Genomic DNA, 23149 nt, shown 5'->3' with positions numbered 1-23149 from the left:
TATCTATATATTTCCCGAATACTGCTGCTGAACTAATCAATAGTGTAGCAAAGCTTAGTTCTAAGATATTTTTTAAATGCGTATTTTTCATGAAATGCCTAGGCTTGTGTTAGGGATTGAACGGTCTGTTTGAGCTCCCCGACGTAGGAGGGAGCGAGTAGTGAAAGCCCGACCCTTGTGGTAACACCCAAATTATTTTGATAGTTCTGTGAAATATTTATAAAAATATGGGATGGTTTCTATGCCTTTTAGGTAATTCCAAATTCCGAAATGTTCATTTGGGGAATGTATGGCATCACTATCTAAGCCAAAGCCCATTAAAATGGTTTTACTTTTTAGTTCTTGCTCGAAAAGCGCAACAATGGGGATGCTGCCTCCGCTACGCTGAGGAATTGGGATTTTACCAAATGTATTCTGGTAGGCTTTACTTGCCGCTTGATAGCCGATGCTATTTATAGGGGTAACATAGCCTTGGCCACCATGATGAGGTGTTACTTTTACGGTTACACCTTTTGGAGCGATACTTTCAAAATGGGTTTTAAACAACTTTGTAATTTCTTCCCAATCTTGATGAGGTACTAAGCGCATAGAAATTTTTGCATAGGCCTTACTAGCGATAACAGTTTTTGCGCCTTCTCCGATATAGCCACCCCAAATTCCGTTAACATCTAAGGTTGGGCGAATGGAGTTGCGTTCATTGGTAGAGTAGCCAGCTTCTCCATATACAGCTTCAATATTTAATGCTTTTTTGTAGTTTTCTAAATTGAAAGGGGCTTTTGCCATTTCTGTACGTTCTTCTTTTGATAATTCTTCTACGTTTTCGTAAAACCCTGGGATTGTGATGTGATTATTTTCATCATGGAGCGATGCAATCATTTTAGTAAGTATGTTGATTGGGTTTGCTACTGCACCACCATAGAGACCTGAGTGTAAATCGCGGTTTGGACCTTTAACTTCTACTTCTACATAGCTTAAGCCTCTAAGTCCGGTTGTAATTGAAGGTACCTGGTTAGCAATCATACCTGTATCAGAAATTAGAATGACATCGTTTTTTAATTTCTCTTGATTACTTTTTACAAATGTTGCGAGGTTTGCGCTTCCAACTTCCTCTTCGCCTTCAATCATAAATTTTACATTACAAGGTAATTGGTTTGTGGATGTCATAAATTCCATGGCTTTTACATGCATGTACATTTGACCTTTATCATCACAAGCACCTCGGGCAAAAATTGCACCCTCTGGGTGTTTTTTTGTTTTTTTTATTACAGGTTCGTAAGGTGGCGAATCCCATAATTCTATAGGGTCAGCGGGTTGTACATCATAATGACCGTAAACCAAAACAGTAGGCAAGTTTTTGTCAATAATTTTTTCACCATAAACTATTGGATAGCCATCTGTTTTGCAAATTTCGACTGAATCACAACCTGCTTTTTCTAGACTTGTTTTAATAGCTTCTGCGGTTTTTAAAACGTCATTTTTATAAGCAGGGTCTGCACTTACAGATGGAATTTTTAAGAGTTCTACAAGTTCATTTAGAAATCTGTCTTTGTGTTCTTTTATGTAAGATTGAATGTGATTCATGAGGTTTTTATAAGGATGCATTCAAAAGTATAAAAAAGAATGTTTTTTGATACTATAAAGTTTGCAATTTAAAAATCTTGTTTATATTTGCAGACCTTTAGCGGGCGTGGTGGAATTGGTAGACACGCTAGACTTAGGATTTAAACAAATAAAAGTTCTTAAAATATTGAAAAAGCGGGCGTGGTGGAATTGGTAGACACGCCAGACTTAGGATCTGGTGCCGCGAGGTGTGGGAGTTCGAGTCTCCCCGCCCGCACAAAAAGTCGAAGAGAAATCTTCGACTTTTTTCGTTTAAAATTACAACCATTTTTTATACAGGTACAACATAGGTACAACATTTTGTTATTTTCTACTACTTAATAGTATTTGATTCAGTTTAACTTTATTTAGTATTTAATTTAAAAGTTTATTATCAATCGAATTTTATGCAAAAGGATACAGATGCTGTGTTAGAAAAAGTCATTGATTTTTAGTCTTCTTATATTTTTCTTTAGGCTCATAACCCAAAGGTCATTTGTTCGAGTCCAGTTCCCGTTACTTGCAATGATAGGAGTTCAAGAAATTGCAGCTCTTTTTTATTTCATCTACTATAGAACAAGTACAGAATTATACTGTTTATCTTCTGCTTAATAATATTTTGTTTTTTAATGGAATGATTAAAACACTTGACGATTGAATCAAATTTAATAGTGTTTAAATATTAAAACGTGGGTGTGGTGTAATTGATAAACCAAGCAAAAAAGGAGTTTGTGCCATGAGAGGGCAGTCTCTCCACAGATTTCTTCAGTAATTATCTTAGTTTTTTCAGAGGTTACTTTCTTCTTATTTTCACCCATTAAATTGATTTCCAGATAACTTGATGGTCATTTAAGTGTTTAGGCTTATGGTAAATTTGAAGTTATTATATTAATTGTGTTTTAAAATTACGGTTATATCAAATTGAAAAATATAACCTATGATAGTTTACAACAATTTGTAGGTATTCTAAAGAACTTTTTAGTTTCAAAATTTGGATATTTTTGATTTGTAAGAACTAAATAAGCTCGAAAATCTATAAGTCCAATTTTTTTCTTGCTAAAAAACTAGTTTGATTTTTGTTTTAAGCACTAATTTGTTGAGAAGAGTATGGCTGGCTCTTTGTAATTTTTTTAGGTTAACCTAAGATTGAGGAAGTAGCATTATAATTCTGTCATTTCTTTTCAGAAGAATTATTTAAATAAATCCACATCAATTTATGATTAAAAAAGTTAATTTCATTTTATTTCTGTGTTTAGCTAACATTATTTGGTCTCAGGATTTTGTTAGAGCCGAAGTCTATGCAAACTTAAATATTCTGGAAGATAACAATGGAGTTGCCGTAGCGGATTACGATAATGATAACGATCTGGATATTTTTGTAGTTGCTAAAAGGCAAGAAAGACATGGTTTTGAAAGATCATTCAGTAGGCTTTTTCGTAATGATAATAATGGGCGATTTACCGATGTAACTGCTCAATCTGGTTTAACCAATCTGTTTGTAGAAGGTGTAGACGATGGTATAGATTTTTTTGGTCTGGACGGTTTTAAGTATTCAGTATCTTGGGGAGATTACAATATCGATGGCTACCCCGATATTTTTTTACCTACGCACACAAAGTTCAACTGTTTACAAATAATGGCAATGGCACTTTTACAGATGTCACACAATCTTCTGGAATAAATCAAAACAACGGTTGCAACAATACAGGGGCAACATGGTTTGATTTTAATAACGATGGCTATTTAGATTTATACATTAACAGTTGGGGCTTATGTTATAATAATACTTTATATCGAAATAATGGTAACGGAACGTTTACTGATGTTACAATAAATACAGGTCTAAAATTAGGTTTGGCCAGACGAAGTTACATGATGGTGCCCTTTGATTTTAATGATGATGGCTATTTGGACATGTATGTGTCTAACGATCTTTCTGATGTAAATTATTTATTCATAAACCAAAATGGGACGAGTTTTATAGATCAAGCCGATGATTATGGATTGGGGAGTCGAGAAAATGTAAACGACATGAGTATAGCCATAAGTGATTATGAAAACGATGGCGATTTTGATGTGTTTACCTCTGGAGTGGACGAAAATAGTTTGTTCGAAAATAATAACAATGGAACGTTCACCATGGTGTCCCCACAAAAAAATATTATGAAATCTGGTTGGGCATGGGGCAGTAATTTTTCAGACTTTGATTTAGATGGCGATGAAGACCTTTTTGTTGCCAATGGCTATTATTTTGTAGAAGCACAACCCAATACGTACTATAAAAATCTAACAATTGAAGGCAACAATACGTTTGTAGATATTTCTGCCAATTCTGGATTAAATGAAATTACAAGAAGTACAGAAGCTACAGATTTTGACTATGATAATGATGGCGATTTGGATATGTTCGTAACCAACCAAAAACAATCATCATTTTTTTATGAAAATAAATTGATAGATACTGGGCAACCTCATAATTTAAATTGGCTACGGGTACAGCTTGAAGGTACAGCTTCCAATCGAGATGCTATTGGTACAACAGTCACCGTTTTTACAACTGGTGGCGTTTATAATAGATATTATTCTGGAGTCGGTTTTTTATCACAAAGTTTACAACCGGTACATTTTGGTTTAGGTAATGCAACACAAGTTTTAGAACTTAAAATAAAATGGCCTTCGGGATTAATTGAAACATATCCTAACTTAAATTCAAATACATTTATTAAAGCTGTTGAAGGGCAAGGTTATGAGGTTTTAAACATTATGCCAAGTATTAAAATACCTGGATGTACAGATGTTAAATCATGTAGTTACAACCCAAATGCTACTTTTAACGATGGTGCAACATGTACTTACATTGAAGCGAAGCCTATTGAGGGAGCTGTAAGTTCAGGTGTTAATAAAATAGAAACATACGCTTATCCTATTGCTGCAAATAGAACAGCTAATTGGTCTGTAGAAGGGGGACATATTATAGATGGTCAAGGTACAGCGCAAATTACGGTGCAATGGGGGTTGGAATCTTCAGGTAAAATAACTGTTATAGAATTGGATACAGAATGCATTAGTGATCCTCAAGAACTTAATGTATCTTTAAATGTTAATAATGCGCCAGATGATATCTCTATTGCGAGAATCTGGAATGAAGCTTTGTTAGAGGCTATTAGAAACGACTTTGCAAGACCAACAGTCCATGCCCGAAATTTGTTTCATACAGCTATAGCGTTTTACGATGTCTGGGCTATTTTTAATGATGAAGCCGAAACTTACTTAATTGGAAAGCAAGTAAATGGTTTTTTAAGAAGTTTTACAGGGTTTACTGCAACCGAAAACAAAGATGTGGCGCAGCGAAAAGCTATAAGTTATGCTGCGTATCGCTTATTGTCAGAGCGTTTTAAAAACTCCCCGGGAGCTCAAGAAACTTTAGAGCGATTTGATTTAATAATGCAACAATTAGGATTTGATATTGGTTTTGATGGTTTAGATTATTCAAACGGAAACGCAGAAGCTTTAGGGAATTTTATTGCTAAAACTATAATTGATTATGGCCATATAGATGGTTCAAATGAAGTTGATCAATATCGTAATTTGAGTTACCAGCCTATTAACCCTCCACTAAAACTAACCATATCTGAAGATCCAACAGGAATTATAGACCCTAACCGATGGCAGCCATTAAGTTTCAATACGTTTATAGACCAAAGCGGTAATTTAATAGCGGGTTCTACACCAGGTTTTTTGGGGCCAGAATGGGGTAATGTTTTCCCATTTGCATTAAACGAAAGCGACAAAACACTCCGCCAAAGGGAGGGCTACAATTATAAAGTTTATTCAGATCCAGGAATACCACCATATTTAAGTGTTACAGACGATACATCATCTAGCGATTTGTATAAATGGAATTTTTCATTAGTGTCTGTTTGGAGCTCTCATTTAGACCCTTCAGATGGTGTGATATGGGATATCTCCCCAAAATCTATTGGGAATATTGATATCGCATCAATTCCAGAATCATTTTCTGACCATGATACGTTTTACGATTTAATTGAGGGTGGAGATATTAGTAAAGGTCATCAAATCAATCCAGTAACTAAACAGCCATACGAAACTCAAATGGTTCCGAGAGCAGATTATGCAAGAGTTTTGGCAGAGTTTTGGGCAGATGGTCCAGATTCTGAAACCCCTCCAGGACATTGGTTTACCATTTTAAATTACGTGAGTGATCATGCGCTTTTTGAAAAGAAATTTAATGGGGAAGGAGAAGTTTTAGATGCTTTAGAGTGGGATGTGAAATCGTATTTTATTTTAGGTGGTGCTATGCATGATGCAGCGGTAACTGCATGGAGTATAAAAGGATGGCATGATTATGTAAGGCCAATATCAGCCATACGCTATATGGCAGAACTAGGGCAGAGTACCGATGAAAATTCACCAAATTATCATATTGGGGGTATACCTCTGATAGATGGCTATATCGAGTTGGTAAAAGAAGGTGACATATTAGCTGGGAAAAACAACGAAAATGTAAATGATATTAAGGTAATGGCATGGAAAGGTCACGATTTTATTCAAAATTCTGATACCGATGTGGCAGGAGTGGGATGGATTCTGGCAAAACATTGGTGGCCTTACCAACGCCCTTCTTTCGTTACGCCGCCATTTGCAGGATTTGTCTCAGGGCATTCAACATTCTCTAGAGCAGCGGCTGAGGTACTAACTTTACTAACTGGAGATGAATTTTTTCCAGGTGGTATGGGTGAGTTTGTGGCAAAAAAAGATGAATTTTTGGTGTTTGAAAAAGGGCCATCGGTTGATGTAAGATTACAATGGGCAACTTACCGTGATGCATCAGATCAAACAAGTTTGAGTAGAATTTGGGGCGGTATTCATCCACCAGCTGATGATTTACCTGGGCGATTAATAGGAGAGAAAATAGGCATTGATGCTTTTAGTTTTGCAGTACCATATTTCTCAAAAAATGAGAGTAAGAATGATAATAATCAAATGGTTGTCTATCCTAATCCTGTGGTAAATAATGAGATTTTTATATCAAACACTAGCATTTCAGATGAAATTTTGTTATTCGATATTCAAGGGCGTCTTATAACTATTTCAAATAAGTCTTATGATGAAACTAATAACATATCAACGGTCAAAATGTTAACTAGTTTAACTCCTGGGGTTTATATTTTAAAAGTGAGAAATACTTCAAAAACAATTATAATTGAATAGATACCAAAATCGGTTCAATGTTGTGATTATCTTTTTATATGATATAGGAAATATATTTAGATTTTCAAGTAATATCCTTTATACCATGCTTTTCTGTAGCATTATACCGTGCTAGTTATATTAGCTATTAGCTTAACTTTAAGGTGCTTAAAAATAGCATAACATGTTTAGTAAAATAAAGGGTCTTTTTGTAGTTCTATCTTTTTTAAGTTTAACGTTTAATACCAGTTGTACAGATCCTGTTGAACCGGAATATGTTTATAAAGAAGGATTGGTGTATGTAGATGCATATGTTTCAACCGCTGTAGGTGGATCATACACTAATATAACAGAGACTACATTTCGATCTAATAAATTAATAGATTTATTTGTTAAAAATGCAACTGTTTCTTACCGGAATATAAACACAAATCTTGAAGTTTTTTTAACAGAGTCTCAAGGAAGTTATATTCCTCCTAGCGATTTTTATGCATCGGTTGGCGAATCATGGGAGCTCATAATTAAGTTTTCAGATGGAAGAGTATACAAATCTAAACCAGAAACCATCATAGGGCCAGTTGGGTTTTCAAATTTAAAAGCTACCTATAATAAAGAATTGTTATTCCGTGAAAGAGAAGAAGCTTTCCTGCCAGGTCACTTTATTTCTTTAGATCTTGATGATCCAGGTGCCGGCAAGAATTATTACCTCTGGAAGTTTCGTTCATTTGAAAAACTAGATATTTGTCAACAATGTCCCGAAACTATTTTTAGAGATGGAAAATGTGTAGCTAGTCCAGTATCTCAACTTAGAAACAAGTTAATGACCTATGGATGCGATACAGATTGTTGGGAAATACGATATAATGAATCAATAAATATATTTTCTGATGATTTTACAAATGGTGTTTTGGTACAGGGTTTACCTGTTGGTAACGTGATATTATATACCAAAAACAATATTGTAGTAGAAATACAACAATTTTCGCTCTCAGCTTCGGCATACAAATATTATAAAGTTTTAAAAGACATTGTAGATAATAATGGAGGTTTTAATGCGCCACCTCCAGCTGCATTAATTGGTAATATGTATAACCCAAGCGATAGTGATGAGTTTGTTTTAGGCAGATTTACGGCGGCATCTGCAGTTGTGAAATCCGTGTTTATTGATAGATCACAAATTGAAGAGCCAGCTGTATTAAGGCCTATCGGTTCGGGTTTTTATGAGAGTTGTCGGGATATTTGCATTCCATTAGAATGTGATATGAGCCCACCGCCAGACCGTTGTATCCCAATTACTAGTGTGCCTTGTGAGGAGTCTAGATTTAGAACAGGCATTAGTCCAAATGGATGGGTAGATTAATTATAACTAGTTAAGGTTACATTTTTATGAAACAACTTTTAATTCTTTTTTTATCAATACTATCAATTTATAGTGTTAAAGCACAATCTGATACATTCCAGCTGTCCATAAAAGTTAAGACAGCAAGTGCTAACGAAAATTTAGAGTTCACTCAAATATATATTACGCCCTGTAGTTGTGGAGGAGTTACCGATAAAAATGGATATTTTAAAATAAATTTACCAAGAGGTAACTATAATTTAAGTATTACTTATGTGGGGTTTAAATCCTATAATCAAAAGGTGGTGTTGGATAAAAATATGCTTTTTAATGTTGCTTTAGAAGAAACTAAAGAACAATTATCAGAAATAATACTAAGAGCAAAAAAGGTAAATGATAATATAGATACCCCACAAATGGGGGCGATACAACTAAAGGCTGAAGAAATCAAAAAATTGCCTTCAGCATTGGGGGAGATTGATGTACTAAAAGGCGTTACATTGTTAGCGGGAGTTAATAATGCAGGCGATGTAAGTAATGGGCTTTCGGTTAGAGGAGGGTCCCTCGATCAAAATCTTATTTTATATGATTATGCCCCAGTATTTAATCCCACACATTTATTTGGTCTTTTTTCAGTTTTTACGCCAGATGTACTATCATCTGTAGATTTATATAGAGCAAATATTCCTTCTAGATATGGAGGTAGAGTGGCTTCAGTTTTAGATGTTAAAGTAAAAAACCCTTATGTAGACAAATTTAAGTTGAGTGGTGGTATAGGTTTGGTATCTACTCGCTTAACTGTTGAAACACCACTAATAAAAGATAAATTAACAGTTGTTGCAGGTGTTAGAGCTGGTTTAACAGATTTTTTACTACCTGTTTTTTCTGAACGATTAAAGAACACAAAAGCAAAATTTGGAGATGCAACAGTTAAATTAATGTATTTACCTACAGATAAAGACCAATTTACCTTTACAGGATTTTATAGTAAGGACTTTTACCAATTAGATTTAATAACCAAAGTACAAAATGTAAATGCAAAAAGTAATCAGTATGATTTTGGAATGCTTAATGGAACACTTAATTGGCAACATGCATTTGATGCTAAAACGAGTTTAAAAACAATTTTAGTACGTAGTAAATACACGCCGCAGATTATTTTTCCTGAATTTGAGAATAATAATAAAATTAGATTTCAATCTAGAATAAATTATTTAAGCCTTATATCAGAATTAAAAAAAATGTAAACAATGAATTTGATTATTATGCTGGAATACAGGTTAATAAATATAAAATTGTACCAGGTAACTTAAATCCTGGTAGCGCAGATAGTGTACTTCCAGTATCGTTAAATTCTGAAACCAGTTATGAGTTATCAGGATACTTAAATGCCAATTGGTCTCCTTCAGCCAATTTGTCTTTATCAGCAGGGTTACGTTATAATCATTTTATGTTGGTAGGACCATATACTTTTGCAAGTTTCGATGAAACAGGAGAAACAATTTTAGATACTAAAGCATTTGAAACAGGAGATTTAGTAAAATCATATGATGATTTTGAACCTAGATTAGGGCTTTCTTACAAGTTAAATGATAAAACATCCGTTAAAGCTAGCTATGCTATAATAAACCAATACCTTCAAAATGTATATAACAGCACAACGCCTATACCCACTTCGCGCTGGAAAATGTCCGACACCAATATTAAACCGCAAAGGGGCGAAACTTATGGTTTAGGCTTTTATCATAATTTTAGAGAAGATGATAGAATGTTTACTATGGGGTTAGAAGGTTATTTTAGAGATACAAAAAATGTATTAAGCTATAAACCAGGTGCCGACTTTTTTCTTCAAGAATATTTAGAGCGAGATGTTGTTCAGGGTATTGGCAAAGCTTATGGCTTAGAGTTTAGTTTAAAAAAACCTCAAGGCGATATTAATGGTTGGATAAATTACACATGGTCTAGAAGTCGATTAAAGTCCTCCAACGAAAATTTAGGAGATAGGGTTAATAATAACCAATGGTATCCATCAGATTTTGATAGGACACATGTTGTTAATGCTACTATTAATTTAGAAGGTGATGAATACAATACCTTTAGTTTTAACTTTACTGGTCAAACTGGTAGGCCATATACGGTTGCTAATGCTGTGGTGCAAGTGGATGATATAGATGTTCCCGTTTTTATTGATCGGAATAATGCGCGTCTTCCATTATATCATCGTTTAGATCTTTCTTGGAATGTTCATTTTAGTGGCAGTAAAAATAATAAAAGGTGGAAAAATGATTGGACATTTACGATTTATAATGTCTACAGTAGAAAAAATCCTTTTAATATTTATTATACACAGCGTACAGGAGAAAGATTCAATTCAACTGTTTTTAGTGATAGTCCCTTAGGCTCGTTTCAGCTTTCAGCCTTAAATAGTCCTTTATTATCTTTAACCTATAATTTCACATTCCAATAGATTAAAAATAAAAGTATTTCCAGTATAATTTATATCTCATTTTTTTACAGATGAAACAATTTGCAGATTACATATAGTATGTCTAATTTTTGACCTTTAAATCACAATTCGCGATAATACTAAAAACCTTTAAATGAAACTTCGAAATATTGTATCGGTATTATTTTATATAGTAATCGTATTTTGTATAAATTATTTTGTGTATGCGCAAGCTCCAAAATATCCTCACACAACATTAAAAAATGATTCACTTGAAGTCATCATTTTATTGCCCAATAAAATGGATGGTTATTATCGTGGTGTAAGGTTCGATTGGTTTGGGATTATTGCACAGGTAACATATGATAATCATACCTATTTTAAGAATTTGGAAGATAATGATTTTGAACACCCCAGTACAAGCCATGATCCAACAAACCCTGGATTAGCAACTGGTACAGCCGAAGAATTTAGGGCGCCTTTGGGCTACAAAGAAGCCCTAGTAGGACGACCTTTTGTAAAAGTAGGTGTTGGTATCTTAGAGAAGGCCAAGGACACGGCATATCACTGGGAATACCCGTATAAAATTTTAGATATTGGTGAGTGGACCACCACCAAAAAAGATAATGAAATAGCATTTACACATAAGCTAAAGACTGATTTTGGTTATGCCTATACCTATACAAAAACCATATCCATTCACGGTACTAAACCAGAAATAAGAGTGGGGCATGAGTTGAAAAATATAGGCGAGAAAACCATTAAAACCAATCCATATTGCCATAACTATTTTAAGTTTGATAATGATACCATTGGGGGTAATTATGTATTAAGTTTTCCGAATGAAATTGAACCAAAATCAGATTTTGGTGAGTTGGCAAATTTTAAGAAGAATAGTTTGTTGTTAAAAAATGAACTTAAAGATGATGTAGTAGTGCAAGGTATTATTGAAACCAATGGCGCAAAGCACTTTACCCTATCCAACAAAAAAGTAAAACAGCTGTAAAGGTTACTTATGATACTGTGCCTGGGTTCTTTTATTTGTATGCTTGGAACATAGCCTACTGTCCAGAACCCATGGTGTTTATGAATATTGAGCCTAATGAATCTTTCAGTTGGAGTTTTAGTTATAATTTTAGTAAAGACTAATTTTTAATACGAATAAAATGAGAAAAGATAATTTAAAATTAACTCATTGTTTATGTGTTGGTTTGCTGGTCATTTTGTCAGTAACAAAGCTTTATGCGCAAGAGCGTCCAAACATAGTATTCATTTTAACAGATGACCAATCTTACGGCTTGATGGGGTGCGATGGTAATACACTTGTGCAAACTCCTAATTTAGACCAACTGGCAAAGGAAGGTACGCTTTTTACAAATGCACACATTACGAGTGCAATATGTACGCCCAGTAGAGTTTCAATTCTGTTAAGTCAGTTTGAGCGCAAACATGGTGTTAATTTTAATTCAGGAACGAGTGTTTCGAATGAGGCATGGGAGCAATCTTATCCTATGATTATGAGACGTGAGGGTTACTATACAGGTTGGATTGGTAAAAATCATGCACCAATAGGAGAAGGAGGTTATCTCAGCGGAGTAATGGAAAAAAGTTTTGATTATTGGTATGCTGGACATGGGCATATCCGTTTTTATCCTAAAGAGGTGCACGCTATTTTTAACGATGCCATTTCTAGCACGCAAGTTGAAATTATTGAGGAAGGTATCAATGATTTTTTAGATCCAAATGAAAGAAAATTGAAAGGAGCCATTACATTTCTAGAAAATAGACCAGAGAATAAGCCTTTTTTGTTGTCTATTAACTTTAATTTACCCCATGATGCTGGTGTTGGTACTATGCAAATGAGACCTGAAGATGATGATATATATAAAGAGCTATACAGAGATGTAGATATTCCTATGCCAAATAATTATATGGTTAAAAGTGATATAAAAATGCCAAAATTACCATCTCACCTGTTAAGGATTGAAGATAGACAAACAGGCTATAATTATGTAGATACGCCAAAGACTAACAAAGAACGCATAATCCGGCAAATGCAAGCCATGACTGGTATTGACAGAATGATTGGGGATCTGAGAGTGAAGCTTAAAGAATTAAACTTACATAAAAACACAATTATTATTTTCACTTCAGATCATGGTTTGTTTATGGGAGAACAAGGTTTGGGTGGTAAAGCATTGTGTTATGAAAAAGACGACCCATATTCCAATGATTGTTTTTGATCCCAAATTGAAAAAGAAATACAGAGGTAAAATCAATGATGCTTTGGTACAAAGTATAGACATTGCACCTACCATGCTTTCTTATTCTGGAATTCAGGCACCTAAAAACTTTCAGGGAAAAGACATTTCAAAACTACTTACCCATACAGATGTTTCTGTTAGAAATTATGTTTTTACAGAAAATTTATGGTCCACGCAATTTGGAAACCCAAGATGTGAAGCGGTTCAAAATAAAGAATGGAAGTATATTAGGTATTATAAAAACAATAATTTTTCAGCTGCAAAAAAAATTGAGGTTGCAAAAACATTGGGGCTACCAGTAAATAAAATGTTATATGCAGTACACGATCCTGATATTGCGATTTATAGAAATTATATAGAAGCTCCATTGGAGGGTGAACAGCCAGTTTACGAGGAATTATATCACTTAGAAAGCGATCCTGATGAATTGATAAATTTAGCTACAAATAAGAAATATCAATCAAAATTGGAAGAACTAAGAAAAGTCTGGAAAACTGAAATTATTAATGCTAGGGGGACAGGTAAACCAATGGTCCTCAGATATACAAACGATAGCCATCCAGACGGTGGGCATTAGCGCATATGGTTGTTAAACATTTTGGAAACGTAAACTTATGAATGGATAATTATATTGCAGTAACGCTAAATATTCCATAATACTAGAGAAAAATAGTATTTTAGGGTAGTTTAGAGAAATTTATAGATATTCTAGAGATATAAAGCCATCAATTGATTTAATACATTTGAACAACCAATTAAACTAAATAAATTTGAGAAGTCTGCTCTCAATTTATTTAAAAAGTATTTCAAGAATTAAATTTTTTATGTAACCATATAGAAGTTTCGGCTAGAGGAAAACTTCCACTTACTGAGCCTTAATACAAACTACATGGCAATGAAATAAAAGAAAACTAATATATGAGTAGAATAATCGAGAATACCAAAGAAAAGGGAGCTAATACTTATTTGTACTTTATTTGTATTGTAGCCGCCTGTGGAGGGCTACTTTTTGGTTACGATGCCGTCGTTGTTTCGGGAACAAATTCACAGGTAGTAGAACAATTTTCTTTTACTAATGCTCAGTTAGGTTTTTACGTAAGTTGTGTACTTTGGGGTTGTGCGATTGGTTCAGGTATTGCAGGCCCATTTTCTGATGCTTACGGAAGAAAGCGTACTTTACTAATTTCATCTGTTCTAATATTTGTTTCTGCAACTTGGAGTGGTTTTGCGCCCAATCCTACAAATTTGATTTTAGCACGGCTTTTAGGTGGGTTGGGTATTGGAGCAGCAACTATGGTTTGCCCGCTATATATTTCTGAAGTCGCCCCAGAGAAGTATCGAGGCCGTATGGTGACACTCTTTCAACTCACTATAACCATAGGAATTGTAATGTGTGTATTTGCAAATTATGGTATTTTCAACTTTGCGACAAATAATGCCACATCAACAACAGTATCTCCATTTTTAAAATGGTTTGCAGTAGATGAAAATTGGCGCGCTATGTTTATGGCAGAAGCGTTCCCAGGCGTATTGTTTTTAGTATGCGCCTTTTTTATACCGGAAAGCCCTAGATGGCTGGTAAAAGAAAATAAGGGTAATCAAGCAGAAAGCATTTTAGCTAGAATAAACGGTACTTTAAGGGCTAAGGAAATAAGAGCTGAAATAGAGGATGCTCTAGCTATTGAGTCTTCCGTAAAATTCTCTAATCTTTTTAAAGGACGTCTTCGTAAACCGTTAATTTTAGCGGTTTTAATTTGTATTCTGTCAGAAGCCTGTGGCGTATCTGTTGTGTTTTATTATGGACCACAAATTTTTGAAAAAGCAGGGTTCGATTTAGGAGGCTCTTTAGGTGGTTTTGCAAGTATTGCTTTGGTAAATCTTGTCGCTACAATTTTTGCTCTAGCTTTTGTGGATTCTGCAGGAAGGCGTAAATTACTTGCAGTCGGTGCAATAGGTGCTTTATTGTCGCATATTGCCATAGGGATATTGTTTATGAAAGAATCTACAGGATGGCCAATTGTTATTGCTATAAATGCGTTTGTAGCGTTTTTTGCCTGTGCCATAGGACCTGTGAAGTTTGTAATTGTTTCTGAGATTTTTCCAAATCAAGTAAGGGGAAAAGCCATAGCGCTGGCTACAGTTTGCATTTGGATAACTAGTGCTTTGGTAGCACAGGTGTTCCCTATCATAGAGGCGGCAACAAAACCAGGAACTATTTACTTTTTCTTTGCCGCAGAATTAGTGTTGCTCTTACTGGTTGTGAAATTTTTAATGCCCGAAACCAAAGGAAGGACTATTGAAGATATTGAACGGTCTTGGTTGAAAGATTAAGCCCATATAGTTTTAGATAATAATATTTAATTTGATAATAAATAATTGAAAGATGAATCTTTGGAAAGATGATAGTGAGTTATTTAAACTCGCAAAGAAAGAGCTTTTTGTTGCGTTGGTAGGAGACGTAATGGATAAAATGGGACTGTTGCACCAGTTTTTACCACAACAAATTAAGCCGTTAAACACAGAAATGATTGTGATTGGTAGAGCAATGCCCGTACTAGAGGCTGATGTTTTTTCGGAAAAATTAGAAGGTACAGCAAACCCTATTATGGCTAAACCTTTTGGGATTATGTTTAGTGCTTTAGATAGTTTAAAGCAAAACGAAGTATATATCTGCTCAGGGTCTTCATATAATTATGCATTATGGGGTGGATTAATGAGTACAAGGGCTATGAAATTAAATGCAGCTGGAGCTGTTGTCAATGGGTATTCAAGGGATACTAACGAAATTTTAAGATTGGAATTTCCAACCTTTTCAGCAGGAACTTTTGCTCAAGACCAAGGCCCTAGAGGTAAGGTAATCGATTATGGGTTACCTATTGAATTTGGGGGCATACCCGTTAACCCTGGAGATGTGGTTTATGGTGATAGAGATGGGGTGGTAATTATTCCAGAAAATGCGGTTAATGAAGCTTTTTCACTAGCTTTAGAAAAGGCAAGAGGTGAGAAAACTGTTCAAAAAGCATTAGAAAATGGAATGAGTACGGTTGAAGCGTTTGATACGTTTGGAATTATGTAATTTTAGAGAATGTCTGTAAATAAACTTATTGTACTCAACCCAAGCGATAATGTTGGTGTTGCCATTTCAAATCTAAGTTTGGGAGAAACTATACAACTTGATGGCAAAATAATTGACATACAGTCAAATATTGAATTTGGCCATAAAGTAGCTTTAAAAAACATTTTGGCTGACGATAAAATTATAAAATACGGTGTGCCCATAGGAAAAGCTACCAAAGCTATAAATTGTGGGGAACATATACATATTCATAATATGGAAAGCTTATACGTTAAACAATTTTCGAAGTAACCATGTTAAAAGGGTATTTAAGGCAAGATGGCAAAAAAGGCATTCGAAACTATGCTTTGGTCGCATATACGGTAGAATGTGCTCATCACGTAGCACGGGAAATTCAGTATCCATACCGTGATAAAGGTGTACATGTAATCGGGTTTCATGGGTGTGCGCCCAACGATTATGCCAATGATATGATGGAGGCACTATGTACACATCCCAATGTTGGTGCTGTACTTATTATGTCTTTAGGCTGTGAAAACTTAAATAAAGAAGCTTTAGAAAAACATATTATTGCTTCTGGAAGACCAGTAAAAACCATAACCATTCAACAGTCTAAAGGAACTAGAACATCTATAGATTTAGGAAGACAATGGATTGAGGAACAATTAGTTTTACTTCAAAATCAACCTACTGTGGAAATGAGTTTGGATGAACTCATTGTGGGAACAATTTGCGGAGGTTCTGACGCTACAAGTGGCATTACAGCAAACCCGGTAATAGGTAAGGTTTTTGATAGTATTTTGCAACAAGGTGCCACAGCTATTTTTGAAGAAACAGGCGAACTAATTGGGTGCGAACATATTATGGCAGAACGTGCTGCATCACCCCAATTGGCCACTCAGCTTGTTCAAGTAGTAGATAAAGCGAGAGACTATTACACAAAAATGGGATTTGGAAGTTTTTCCGATGGCAATGCCAAAGGAGGATTGTCTACTATTGAAGAAAAGTCTATGGGTGCTTACAGTAAAAGTGGTAATTCACAAATAAACGGTATTATAAAACCAACCATTCAACCTCCCACTAAAGGATTGTATTTATTGGATGTAGTTCCAGATGGCGACCCTATGTTTGGATGGCCTAACGCAAATGACAATGCTGAAATAGCAGAATTAATCGCATGTGGTTCGCATGTGGTGCTATTTTCAACAGGAAGAGGCTCTGTTGTAGGCTCTGCGGTGGCACCAGTTATAAAAATCTGCGCAAATCCAGAAACCTATAAAAACCTTGAAGAAGATATGGATATTGACGCTGGTAAAATTTTGAAAGGGGATACAACTTTAAATGATGTTGCAGAAGAATTAGAGCAATGTATCATCCGAATAGGAAACGGCGAATTATCTAAATCTGAGGCATTATTGCATCAAGAATTTCAACTGGCCTACAAAAAGTTTAATGAATTAGAACCTGGTTGTTTACCAGGATAAAAGAAATAGAATGAATTTATCACAATTCAGTTTAAAAGGCAAAACAGCCGTAATTACAGGTGGTGGTTCGGGTATTGGTTTAGGTATTGCCAAATCTTATGTTGAAGCTGGAGGAAAAGTAATTATTATTGGAAGAACAGAAAGTACACTTCAAAAAGCTTGCGAACAGCTTGGTGAAAATTCGGCATATTACGTTTTTGATATTACCAATCAATCAGGCATGAAAGCTTTGGTTGCTGATATGGAAACTGCTCATGGACCTATCCATATTTTGGTGAATAATGCAGGAATCCACCTGAAGGCGCCAGCTTCAAAAACTACAGACAAGGGCTTTTTAAGCGTTATTCAAACCCATTTACTAAGTTCCTTTACGCTGAGTAGAGAGGTTATGGAATCCATGAAACGCAATAGCATCAAAGGGTCGGTGATTATGATAAGTTCCATGACTGGAATTATGGCAATGACCCAAGTTGTAGCTTATACCAGTGCCAAAACAGGTATGTTAGGCTTAATGCGAGGACTTTTAGCAGATAGTGCTGTTGATGGTATTCGCGTTAATTCTATCGCTCCAGGTTGGATAGAGTCTAAAATGTTACACAAAGCATTAGATGGAGATGCGGAGCGAAAAAATAAAATTTTGAACCGAATTCCATTCAAACATTTTGGGCAACCTGAAGACATTGGAAATACGGCCATTTTTTTAGCTTCAGATGCTTCAGCTTATATTAACGGGGTATTGTTACCAGTTGATGGTGGTGCAGCAGTAGGATTCTAAACGAATATTAATTTAATGATATAGCACACATGAAAACAAAATCCACACCTAAAAAAATAGTTACTGGATTGGTAACTGTTATGATTTTATTTTGTTTGGTAAATTGTAAAAAATCAAGAACTAGTGTATCCAGTGATGAAGTTTCTAAAACAGTAAAAACACTGCATCAATTGCAAAGTGAATTTATTGATCAACGCTTTGGGATGTTCATCTGTTATAACATTATGTCGTATGGGGCATATTGGGGAGAGGCAGATTACCCGATAGAATCTTTTAATCCACAACAATTAGATTGTAATCAATGGGCAGATGCAGCAGTTTCTGCAGGCATGCAATATGGGCTTCTAACAACCAAACATCATGAGGGGTTTTGCTTATGGGATAGCAAGTATACCGATTATGACGTGGCATCCACACCCTATAAAAAAGATATTGTGCAGCAGTATGTGGATGCGTTTCGGAAAAAAATCTGGGTATAGGTTTATATTACTCCATTTGGGATAGCACGCATGATGTGGTAAAAGGCAGTATTGATGCTAAAAAGCTTGATTTTATCAAAGGACAACTAACAGAGCTTCTAACCAATTATGGTAAAATAGATTATTTAGTAATCGATGGTTGGTTTTGGCGCATGGGGCATAAAGAAGTACCATATCATGAGATTAGGGATTTAATAAGGGAACTACAACCTGAATGTTTAATTACAGACCATACGCATTTAGAAGCACCATACCACATGGAAATTCCATATTTTGAAGGGCCTCTGGGAGCATATCCGCCTGAGGATAATGCAATGGCTACAACTCTAGGGCATTGTAGTCTTAAAGGTAATGGTTGGTTCTGGAACGAAGAAACACCCAATGGCATGAAACCTAACGATGGTGTAGATGTAGTGGTTGAAAAATTAAAAACTTGCGAAAGCAGATATTGTAATTTTATGTTGAATTGCATGCCTAACAGAGATGGTCTTTTAGATACCATCTACATTGATATGCTAGCTGAGATTGGTAAAAAATGGCAACCTGACGAGAACAGAAAATCATTACCGAACGATAAAGTACAAGTAGCGGTTTCAGTACCTATAGAATCTGTGAGTGCCAGTAGTGGAAATGCTGATTTCCTAATTGACAGCAGACAGATACAGGGAGGCAATTTTAATGTCTGGGAATCAGCACCTAGTTACCCACAAACAATTGTTATGGATTTGGGAAAAGAGCAAAAAGATTTGGATATTTTAATAATTGTTCAAAACCACAGGAGCGAACCACCACCACAAATTGCACTCGCCGAAGGTAATGTTACCAAATGCAAAATATACGCTAGTAATGATAAAGTAAACTTTACAGAAGTTGGTCATCAAATTTGGGAACCAAATGCGAAATATAGGGCTATGGGTTTCAATAAAACTGATGCCCGGTATTTAAAATTAGAAATTCTTGATGCTAATGGGCCATCAGCTATAATTAACGAACTTGAAGTGGGTAGAACCACATATTAATCAAAAAAATAAAAGACATGAAACCAAAAAGATTTATAAAACTTGTCGCTAAATGTATTCTAAGTGCATGTGTATTACTTTCAATGTACATGTGTAAAGATTCAAAAGCAGATAAAATACCTGTAAACCCTGAAACTTCTGAAAAGGCAAACGCCTTAATATCAAATTCCCTTCAAGACCTAAAAGAAGCTTTTATTGAAAAACGCTTCGGAATGTTTATTTGTTACAATATCATGTCTTACGGTGCAGAATGGGGAGAAGCTAATTATCCTATAGAATCTTTTAATCCTCAAAAGTTAGACTGTAACCAATGGGCAGACGCAGCAGTATCTGCGGGTATGAAATTTGGATTGCTAACCACGAAACATCATGAAGGTTTTGCACTTTGGGATAGTAAATATTCAGATTATGATGTTGCCTCAACTCCTTATAAAAAGGATATTGTACGTCAATATGTAGATGCTTTTAGAGCTAAAGGATTAGGCATAGGTTTGTATTATTCTATTTGGGACAGCACTAATGGTGTTGAAAAGAATATGATAAATGAAGAAAAAATAGATTTTATAAAAGGGCAAATTACGGAACTCCTTACTAATTACGGTAAAGTAGATTATTTTGTAATGGACGGATGGTTTTGGAGAATGGGACATAAAGAAGTACCCTATCATGAAATTAGAGCATTAATAAGAGAATTACAACCAGATTGTTTAATCACAGACCATACTCATTTGCAAGCACCTTATCATATGGATATTCCTTATTTTGAAGGGCCTTTTGGAGCATACCCAGCCGAAGATAATACCATGGCATCTGCTTTAGGGCATTGCAGCGTTAAAGGTAATGGTTGGTTTTGGAATGAAAAAACCTCAAAAGGTTTAATAAAAGGAGATGGTGTTGAAACAATCTTGAAAAAGCTTAATGATTGTGAAGATAGGTATTGTAATTTTATGTTGAATTGTATGCCTAATAGAGACGGCCGTTTAGACCCTATATTCATAGATATGCTGAAGGAAATTGGAAATAAATGGCAGCCCAATGCATCCAGACCAAAATTACCTAATCAAGGACCTCAAATAGCGATTACAGCACCTATTCAAAACGTTACTGCAAGTAGCGGGGAATCTGAGAATTTATATGATGCACGTCAAGTTAAGACTGACCATTTTCATTGGGAGTCAGATACAAAGTTTCCACAAACTATTGCAATAGACCTTGGAGAAGTAGTTGAGGGAATTGATGTTCTTACTATTGTACCAAACCATAGATGTAAACCAGCGCCTGAAGCTGCTTTAGCCGAAGGGAACGTAACTCGAGTAAAAGTTTACGCAAGTAATGATAATAAGGATTTCAAGGAAATAGCTTCAGAACAATGGGAGGCCAATGCTAAATATAGAGCGGTTTCTTTTCCAAAGACAGATGTAAGATACCTTAAATTAGAAATACTCGAAGCAAATGGTAAACGTGCTATTATAGCAGAATTGGAAGTGGGGAAATCTTCGGTAGATTAAATTTTAAATAAAAAAACATAGGTGTTACTATGAAATATATTGTTTGTGAAAAACCAGGAGAATTTTTGTTGAAAGAGAAAGAAGCTCCTATAAGAAAAGAGAATGAGGCCTTGTTGCAAATAAATAAAGTTGGTATTTGTGGTACAGATTTACATGCTTACAGCGGTCATCAAGCTTATTTCACCTACCCTAGAATATTAGGGCACGAATTAGCTTCAGAAATATTAGAAATTGGAGACAATGAAAGAGGTCTTAAAGCGGGAGATAAGGTTGTTATTATGCCTTATTTGAGTTGTGGTAAATGTATTGCTTGCAGAAACGAAAAAAACAATTGCTGCACAAAAATTGAAGTTTTAGGTATACACACAGATGGAGGTATGCAAGAACAAATAACGGTGCCTTCAAATATTCTATTACCTGCAAACAACCTCTCGAATGATCAAATGGCTATTGTAGAACCGTTGGCGATTGGTGCACACGCTATAAGGAGAGCAGCAGTTAAAAAAGATGAATTTATTGTTGTAGTAGGATGCGGACCTATAGGAATTGGTATAATGAAACTTGCTCAAATTGCTGGTGCAAAAATTATTGCATTAGATATGAATGAAGATCGTTTAAAATACGCTAAAAATAAAATTGGAGTAGATTACACTGTTAACGTAAGTAAAAATCCTGTTAAGCAAATTGAAGATATTACAAATGGAGATATGGCTACAGCTGTTTTTGATGCTTCTGGTAATAAATTTGCGTTAGAGGTAGGGCCAAATTATATGGCACATGGCGGGCGTTTTATTCTAGTAGGCTTATCTAAAGGAGAACTTACTTATAATCACCCCAAAATACATGCTAAAGAAATTACAATAATGTGCAGTAGAAATGCCACTACCGAAGATTTTGAACATGTTATTAGTGTTTTAAATCAATTTCCAACAGAGTCTTTTATTACACATAACGTACCCTTTACAGAAATGATAAATCATTTTGATAGCTGGCTAAAACCAGAAACAGGTGTGATTAAAGCAACCGTTAGCTTTAATTAAAGTAGCGCTTAAAAATTAAGCAATTTTATTAAAATTTATTGGTATGGATTTAGATTTAAAAGGAAAAATAGTAGTCATTTCAGGTGCTGCCGGAATTAAAGGTAGTATTGGTGAAACTATTTTGCAAAAATTAGCAGATGAAGGAGCTATTCCAGCGGTGATAGATAGAAATGCTAGAGGGTTTGAGTATGTAGATACCTTAAAAAAAGAGGTATTGATGCTATATTCTGTCAAACTGATGTTACAAATCCCGACCAAATAAAAAATGCCTTAGATACTATTATTAAAAAATATAATAGAATTGATGTGGTTATTAATAATGTAGGTGTAAATGATGGCGTAGGTTTAGATGCGTCATATGAAGAATTTATGAACTCTCTAAAACTAAACATGGTAAGTTACTTTTTAGTTGTTCAACATGCGTTACCTTATTTAAAAAAATCTAAAGGAAATATTTTAAATATTGGGTCTAAAGTAGCGCTTACGGGCCAAGGAAAAACATCTGCTTATGCGGCCGCTAAAGGAGGCGTTTTAGGCTTAACCCGAGAATGGGCGGTAGATTTAATAAAAGATGCTATTCGAGTTAATGCCATTATTATTGCAGAAAGCTGGACACCTGCTTACGACAATTGGATTAAAGCACAAGAAAATGGTGAGGAGTTATTAAAATCAATAGTTGATAAAATTCCTTTAGAAAACAGAATGACAACAACAGATGAAATAGCAAATACGTGTCTATTTACTATTTCAAATAAATCGTCTCATACTACAGGTCAATTTATTTTCTGTGATGGAGGTTATGTGCATTTAGATCGATCTTTACTTACAGAATAAATTTAACACCAACTATACAGTGATAAAAAGGTTTAGTTAGTATTTAAAAAAATTAATGTTTATTTGCAAGTGTAT

The 23149-nt window shown here is 34.9% G+C and carries 17 protein-coding genes, 1 tRNA gene and 2 pseudogenes; 19 read left to right on the top strand and 1 reads right to left on the bottom strand.

Features of this window, described 5'->3' with window-relative positions:
* Positions 1-192 precede the first annotated feature (192 nt).
* Positions 193-1581 carry a dipeptidase gene (locus AC0L5U_RS11480; RefSeq protein WP_473416543.1) on the bottom strand — a complete coding sequence of 463 codons (1389 nt, stop codon included), beginning with the start codon at positions 1579-1581 and terminating at the stop codon, positions 193-195.
* Between the two features lie 174 nt (positions 1582-1755).
* Here AC0L5U_RS11480 and AC0L5U_RS11475 point away from each other — a divergent pair.
* The 19 genes and pseudogenes from AC0L5U_RS11475 (at position 1756) to AC0L5U_RS11385 (ending at position 23074) form a co-directional block, all read left to right on the top strand.
* A tRNA-Leu gene (locus AC0L5U_RS11475) sits at positions 1756-1837 on the top strand.
* 978 nt (positions 1838-2815) lie between these two features.
* Positions 2816-3280, top strand: coding sequence for an FG-GAP repeat domain-containing protein (locus tag AC0L5U_RS11470; RefSeq protein ID WP_473416542.1), 465 nt, complete (start codon positions 2816-2818; stop codon positions 3278-3280).
* Positions 3223-6831 carry an FG-GAP-like repeat-containing protein gene (locus AC0L5U_RS11465; RefSeq protein ID WP_473418279.1) on the top strand — a complete coding sequence of 1203 codons (3609 nt, stop codon included), beginning with the start codon at positions 3223-3225 and terminating at the stop codon, positions 6829-6831. Before AC0L5U_RS11470 ends, AC0L5U_RS11465 begins: the two co-directional genes overlap by 58 nt.
* A gap of 163 nt (positions 6832-6994) precedes the next feature.
* Positions 6995-8170 (top strand): DUF4249 domain-containing protein, encoded by a 1176-nt coding sequence (locus tag AC0L5U_RS11460; RefSeq protein ID WP_473416541.1) that lies wholly within the window; start codon positions 6995-6997, stop codon positions 8168-8170.
* Between the two features lie 26 nt (positions 8171-8196).
* The gene (locus AC0L5U_RS11455; RefSeq protein WP_473416540.1) at positions 8197-9396 is read left to right on the top strand and encodes a TonB-dependent receptor; all 1200 of its coding nucleotides are present in this window, start codon (positions 8197-8199) and stop codon (positions 9394-9396) included.
* The gene (locus tag AC0L5U_RS11450; RefSeq protein ID WP_473418278.1) at positions 9375-10616 is read left to right on the top strand and encodes a TonB-dependent receptor plug domain-containing protein; all 1242 of its coding nucleotides are present in this window, start codon (positions 9375-9377) and stop codon (positions 10614-10616) included. Before AC0L5U_RS11455 ends, AC0L5U_RS11450 begins: the two co-directional genes overlap by 22 nt.
* A gap of 133 nt (positions 10617-10749) precedes the next feature.
* The gene (locus tag AC0L5U_RS11445) at positions 10750-11601 is read left to right on the top strand and encodes a hypothetical protein (RefSeq protein ID WP_473416539.1); all 852 of its coding nucleotides are present in this window, start codon (positions 10750-10752) and stop codon (positions 11599-11601) included.
* A 160-nt stretch (positions 11602-11761) separates the two neighbouring features.
* Entirely contained in the window at positions 11762-12838 is a 1077-nt protein-coding gene (locus AC0L5U_RS11440; RefSeq protein ID WP_473416538.1) for a sulfatase-like hydrolase/transferase, read from the top strand.
* Positions 12801-13436, top strand: coding sequence for a sulfatase/phosphatase domain-containing protein (locus AC0L5U_RS11435; RefSeq protein WP_473416536.1), 636 nt, complete (start codon positions 12801-12803; stop codon positions 13434-13436). Before AC0L5U_RS11440 ends, AC0L5U_RS11435 begins: the two co-directional genes overlap by 38 nt.
* 341 nt (positions 13437-13777) lie before the next feature.
* Positions 13778-15190, top strand: a complete 1413-nt coding sequence (locus AC0L5U_RS11430) for a sugar porter family MFS transporter (RefSeq protein ID WP_473416535.1) — start codon at positions 13778-13780, stop codon at positions 15188-15190.
* A 52-nt stretch (positions 15191-15242) separates the two neighbouring features.
* Positions 15243-15935 (top strand): RraA family protein, encoded by a 693-nt coding sequence (locus tag AC0L5U_RS11425; protein WP_473416534.1) that lies wholly within the window; start codon positions 15243-15245, stop codon positions 15933-15935.
* 9 nt (positions 15936-15944) lie between these two features.
* Positions 15945-16226, top strand: a complete 282-nt coding sequence (locus AC0L5U_RS11420; protein ID WP_473416533.1) for a UxaA family hydrolase — start codon at positions 15945-15947, stop codon at positions 16224-16226.
* A 2-nt stretch (positions 16227-16228) separates the two neighbouring features.
* A complete protein-coding gene (locus AC0L5U_RS11415) occupies positions 16229-17419 on the top strand; it encodes a UxaA family hydrolase (RefSeq protein ID WP_473416532.1) in 1191 nt (396 codons plus the stop codon).
* A 10-nt stretch (positions 17420-17429) separates the two neighbouring features.
* Positions 17430-18194: an SDR family NAD(P)-dependent oxidoreductase gene (locus tag AC0L5U_RS11410; RefSeq protein ID WP_473416531.1), complete on the top strand. Its 765-nt coding sequence runs from the start codon at positions 17430-17432 to the stop codon at positions 18192-18194.
* Positions 18195-18223: 29 nt separating this feature from the next.
* Positions 18224-19146: pseudogene (locus tag AC0L5U_RS11405) on the top strand (alpha-L-fucosidase); the annotation flags it as partial.
* Positions 19132-19692 (top strand): discoidin domain-containing protein, encoded by a 561-nt coding sequence (locus AC0L5U_RS11400; protein WP_473418277.1) that lies wholly within the window; start codon positions 19132-19134, stop codon positions 19690-19692. The pseudogene AC0L5U_RS11405 and the gene AC0L5U_RS11400, both read left to right, overlap by 15 nt.
* 17 nt (positions 19693-19709) lie before the next feature.
* Positions 19710-21200 carry an alpha-L-fucosidase gene (locus AC0L5U_RS11395; RefSeq protein ID WP_473416530.1) on the top strand — a complete coding sequence of 497 codons (1491 nt, stop codon included), beginning with the start codon at positions 19710-19712 and terminating at the stop codon, positions 21198-21200.
* Positions 21201-21229: 29 nt separating this feature from the next.
* Positions 21230-22240 carry a zinc-binding alcohol dehydrogenase family protein gene (locus AC0L5U_RS11390; RefSeq protein WP_473416529.1) on the top strand — a complete coding sequence of 337 codons (1011 nt, stop codon included), beginning with the start codon at positions 21230-21232 and terminating at the stop codon, positions 22238-22240.
* Positions 22241-22283: 43 nt separating this feature from the next.
* Positions 22284-23074 (top strand): annotated as a pseudogene (locus AC0L5U_RS11385) (SDR family oxidoreductase).
* Positions 23075-23149 lie beyond the last annotated feature (75 nt).

It is taken from the genome of Jejuia sp. G7-7 (assembly GCF_055808955.1).
This window is presented reverse-complemented; position numbering and strand designations above follow the sequence as displayed.

What these genes read in the sequence shown, in the direction of transcription:
- AC0L5U_RS11400 (WP_473418277.1), top strand. Translation starts at nt 19,132, where the DNA reads ATGTTGAATTGCATGCCTAACAGAGATGGTCTTTTAGATACCATCTAC.
- AC0L5U_RS11470 (WP_473416542.1), top strand. Translation starts at nt 2,816, where the DNA reads ATGATTAAAAAAGTTAATTTCATTTTATTTCTGTGTTTAGCTAACATT.
- AC0L5U_RS11425 (WP_473416534.1), top strand. Translation starts at nt 15,243, where the DNA reads ATGAATCTTTGGAAAGATGATAGTGAGTTATTTAAACTCGCAAAGAAA.
- AC0L5U_RS11480 (WP_473416543.1), bottom strand. Translation starts at nt 1,581, where the DNA reads ATGAATCACATTCAATCTTACATAAAAGAACACAAAGACAGATTTCTA.
- AC0L5U_RS11420 (WP_473416533.1), top strand. Translation starts at nt 15,945, where the DNA reads ATGTCTGTAAATAAACTTATTGTACTCAACCCAAGCGATAATGTTGGT.
- AC0L5U_RS11395 (WP_473416530.1), top strand. Translation starts at nt 19,710, where the DNA reads ATGAAACCAAAAAGATTTATAAAACTTGTCGCTAAATGTATTCTAAGT.
- AC0L5U_RS11435 (WP_473416536.1), top strand. Translation starts at nt 12,801, where the DNA reads ATGAAAAAGACGACCCATATTCCAATGATTGTTTTTGATCCCAAATTG.
- AC0L5U_RS11410 (WP_473416531.1), top strand. Translation starts at nt 17,430, where the DNA reads ATGAATTTATCACAATTCAGTTTAAAAGGCAAAACAGCCGTAATTACA.
- AC0L5U_RS11390 (WP_473416529.1), top strand. Translation starts at nt 21,230, where the DNA reads ATGAAATATATTGTTTGTGAAAAACCAGGAGAATTTTTGTTGAAAGAG.
- AC0L5U_RS11455 (WP_473416540.1), top strand. Translation starts at nt 8,197, where the DNA reads ATGAAACAACTTTTAATTCTTTTTTTATCAATACTATCAATTTATAGT.
- AC0L5U_RS11415 (WP_473416532.1), top strand. Translation starts at nt 16,229, where the DNA reads ATGTTAAAAGGGTATTTAAGGCAAGATGGCAAAAAAGGCATTCGAAAC.
- AC0L5U_RS11430 (WP_473416535.1), top strand. Translation starts at nt 13,778, where the DNA reads ATGAGTAGAATAATCGAGAATACCAAAGAAAAGGGAGCTAATACTTAT.
- AC0L5U_RS11440 (WP_473416538.1), top strand. Translation starts at nt 11,762, where the DNA reads ATGAGAAAAGATAATTTAAAATTAACTCATTGTTTATGTGTTGGTTTG.
- AC0L5U_RS11445 (WP_473416539.1), top strand. Translation starts at nt 10,750, where the DNA reads ATGAAACTTCGAAATATTGTATCGGTATTATTTTATATAGTAATCGTA.
- AC0L5U_RS11460 (WP_473416541.1), top strand. Translation starts at nt 6,995, where the DNA reads ATGTTTAGTAAAATAAAGGGTCTTTTTGTAGTTCTATCTTTTTTAAGT.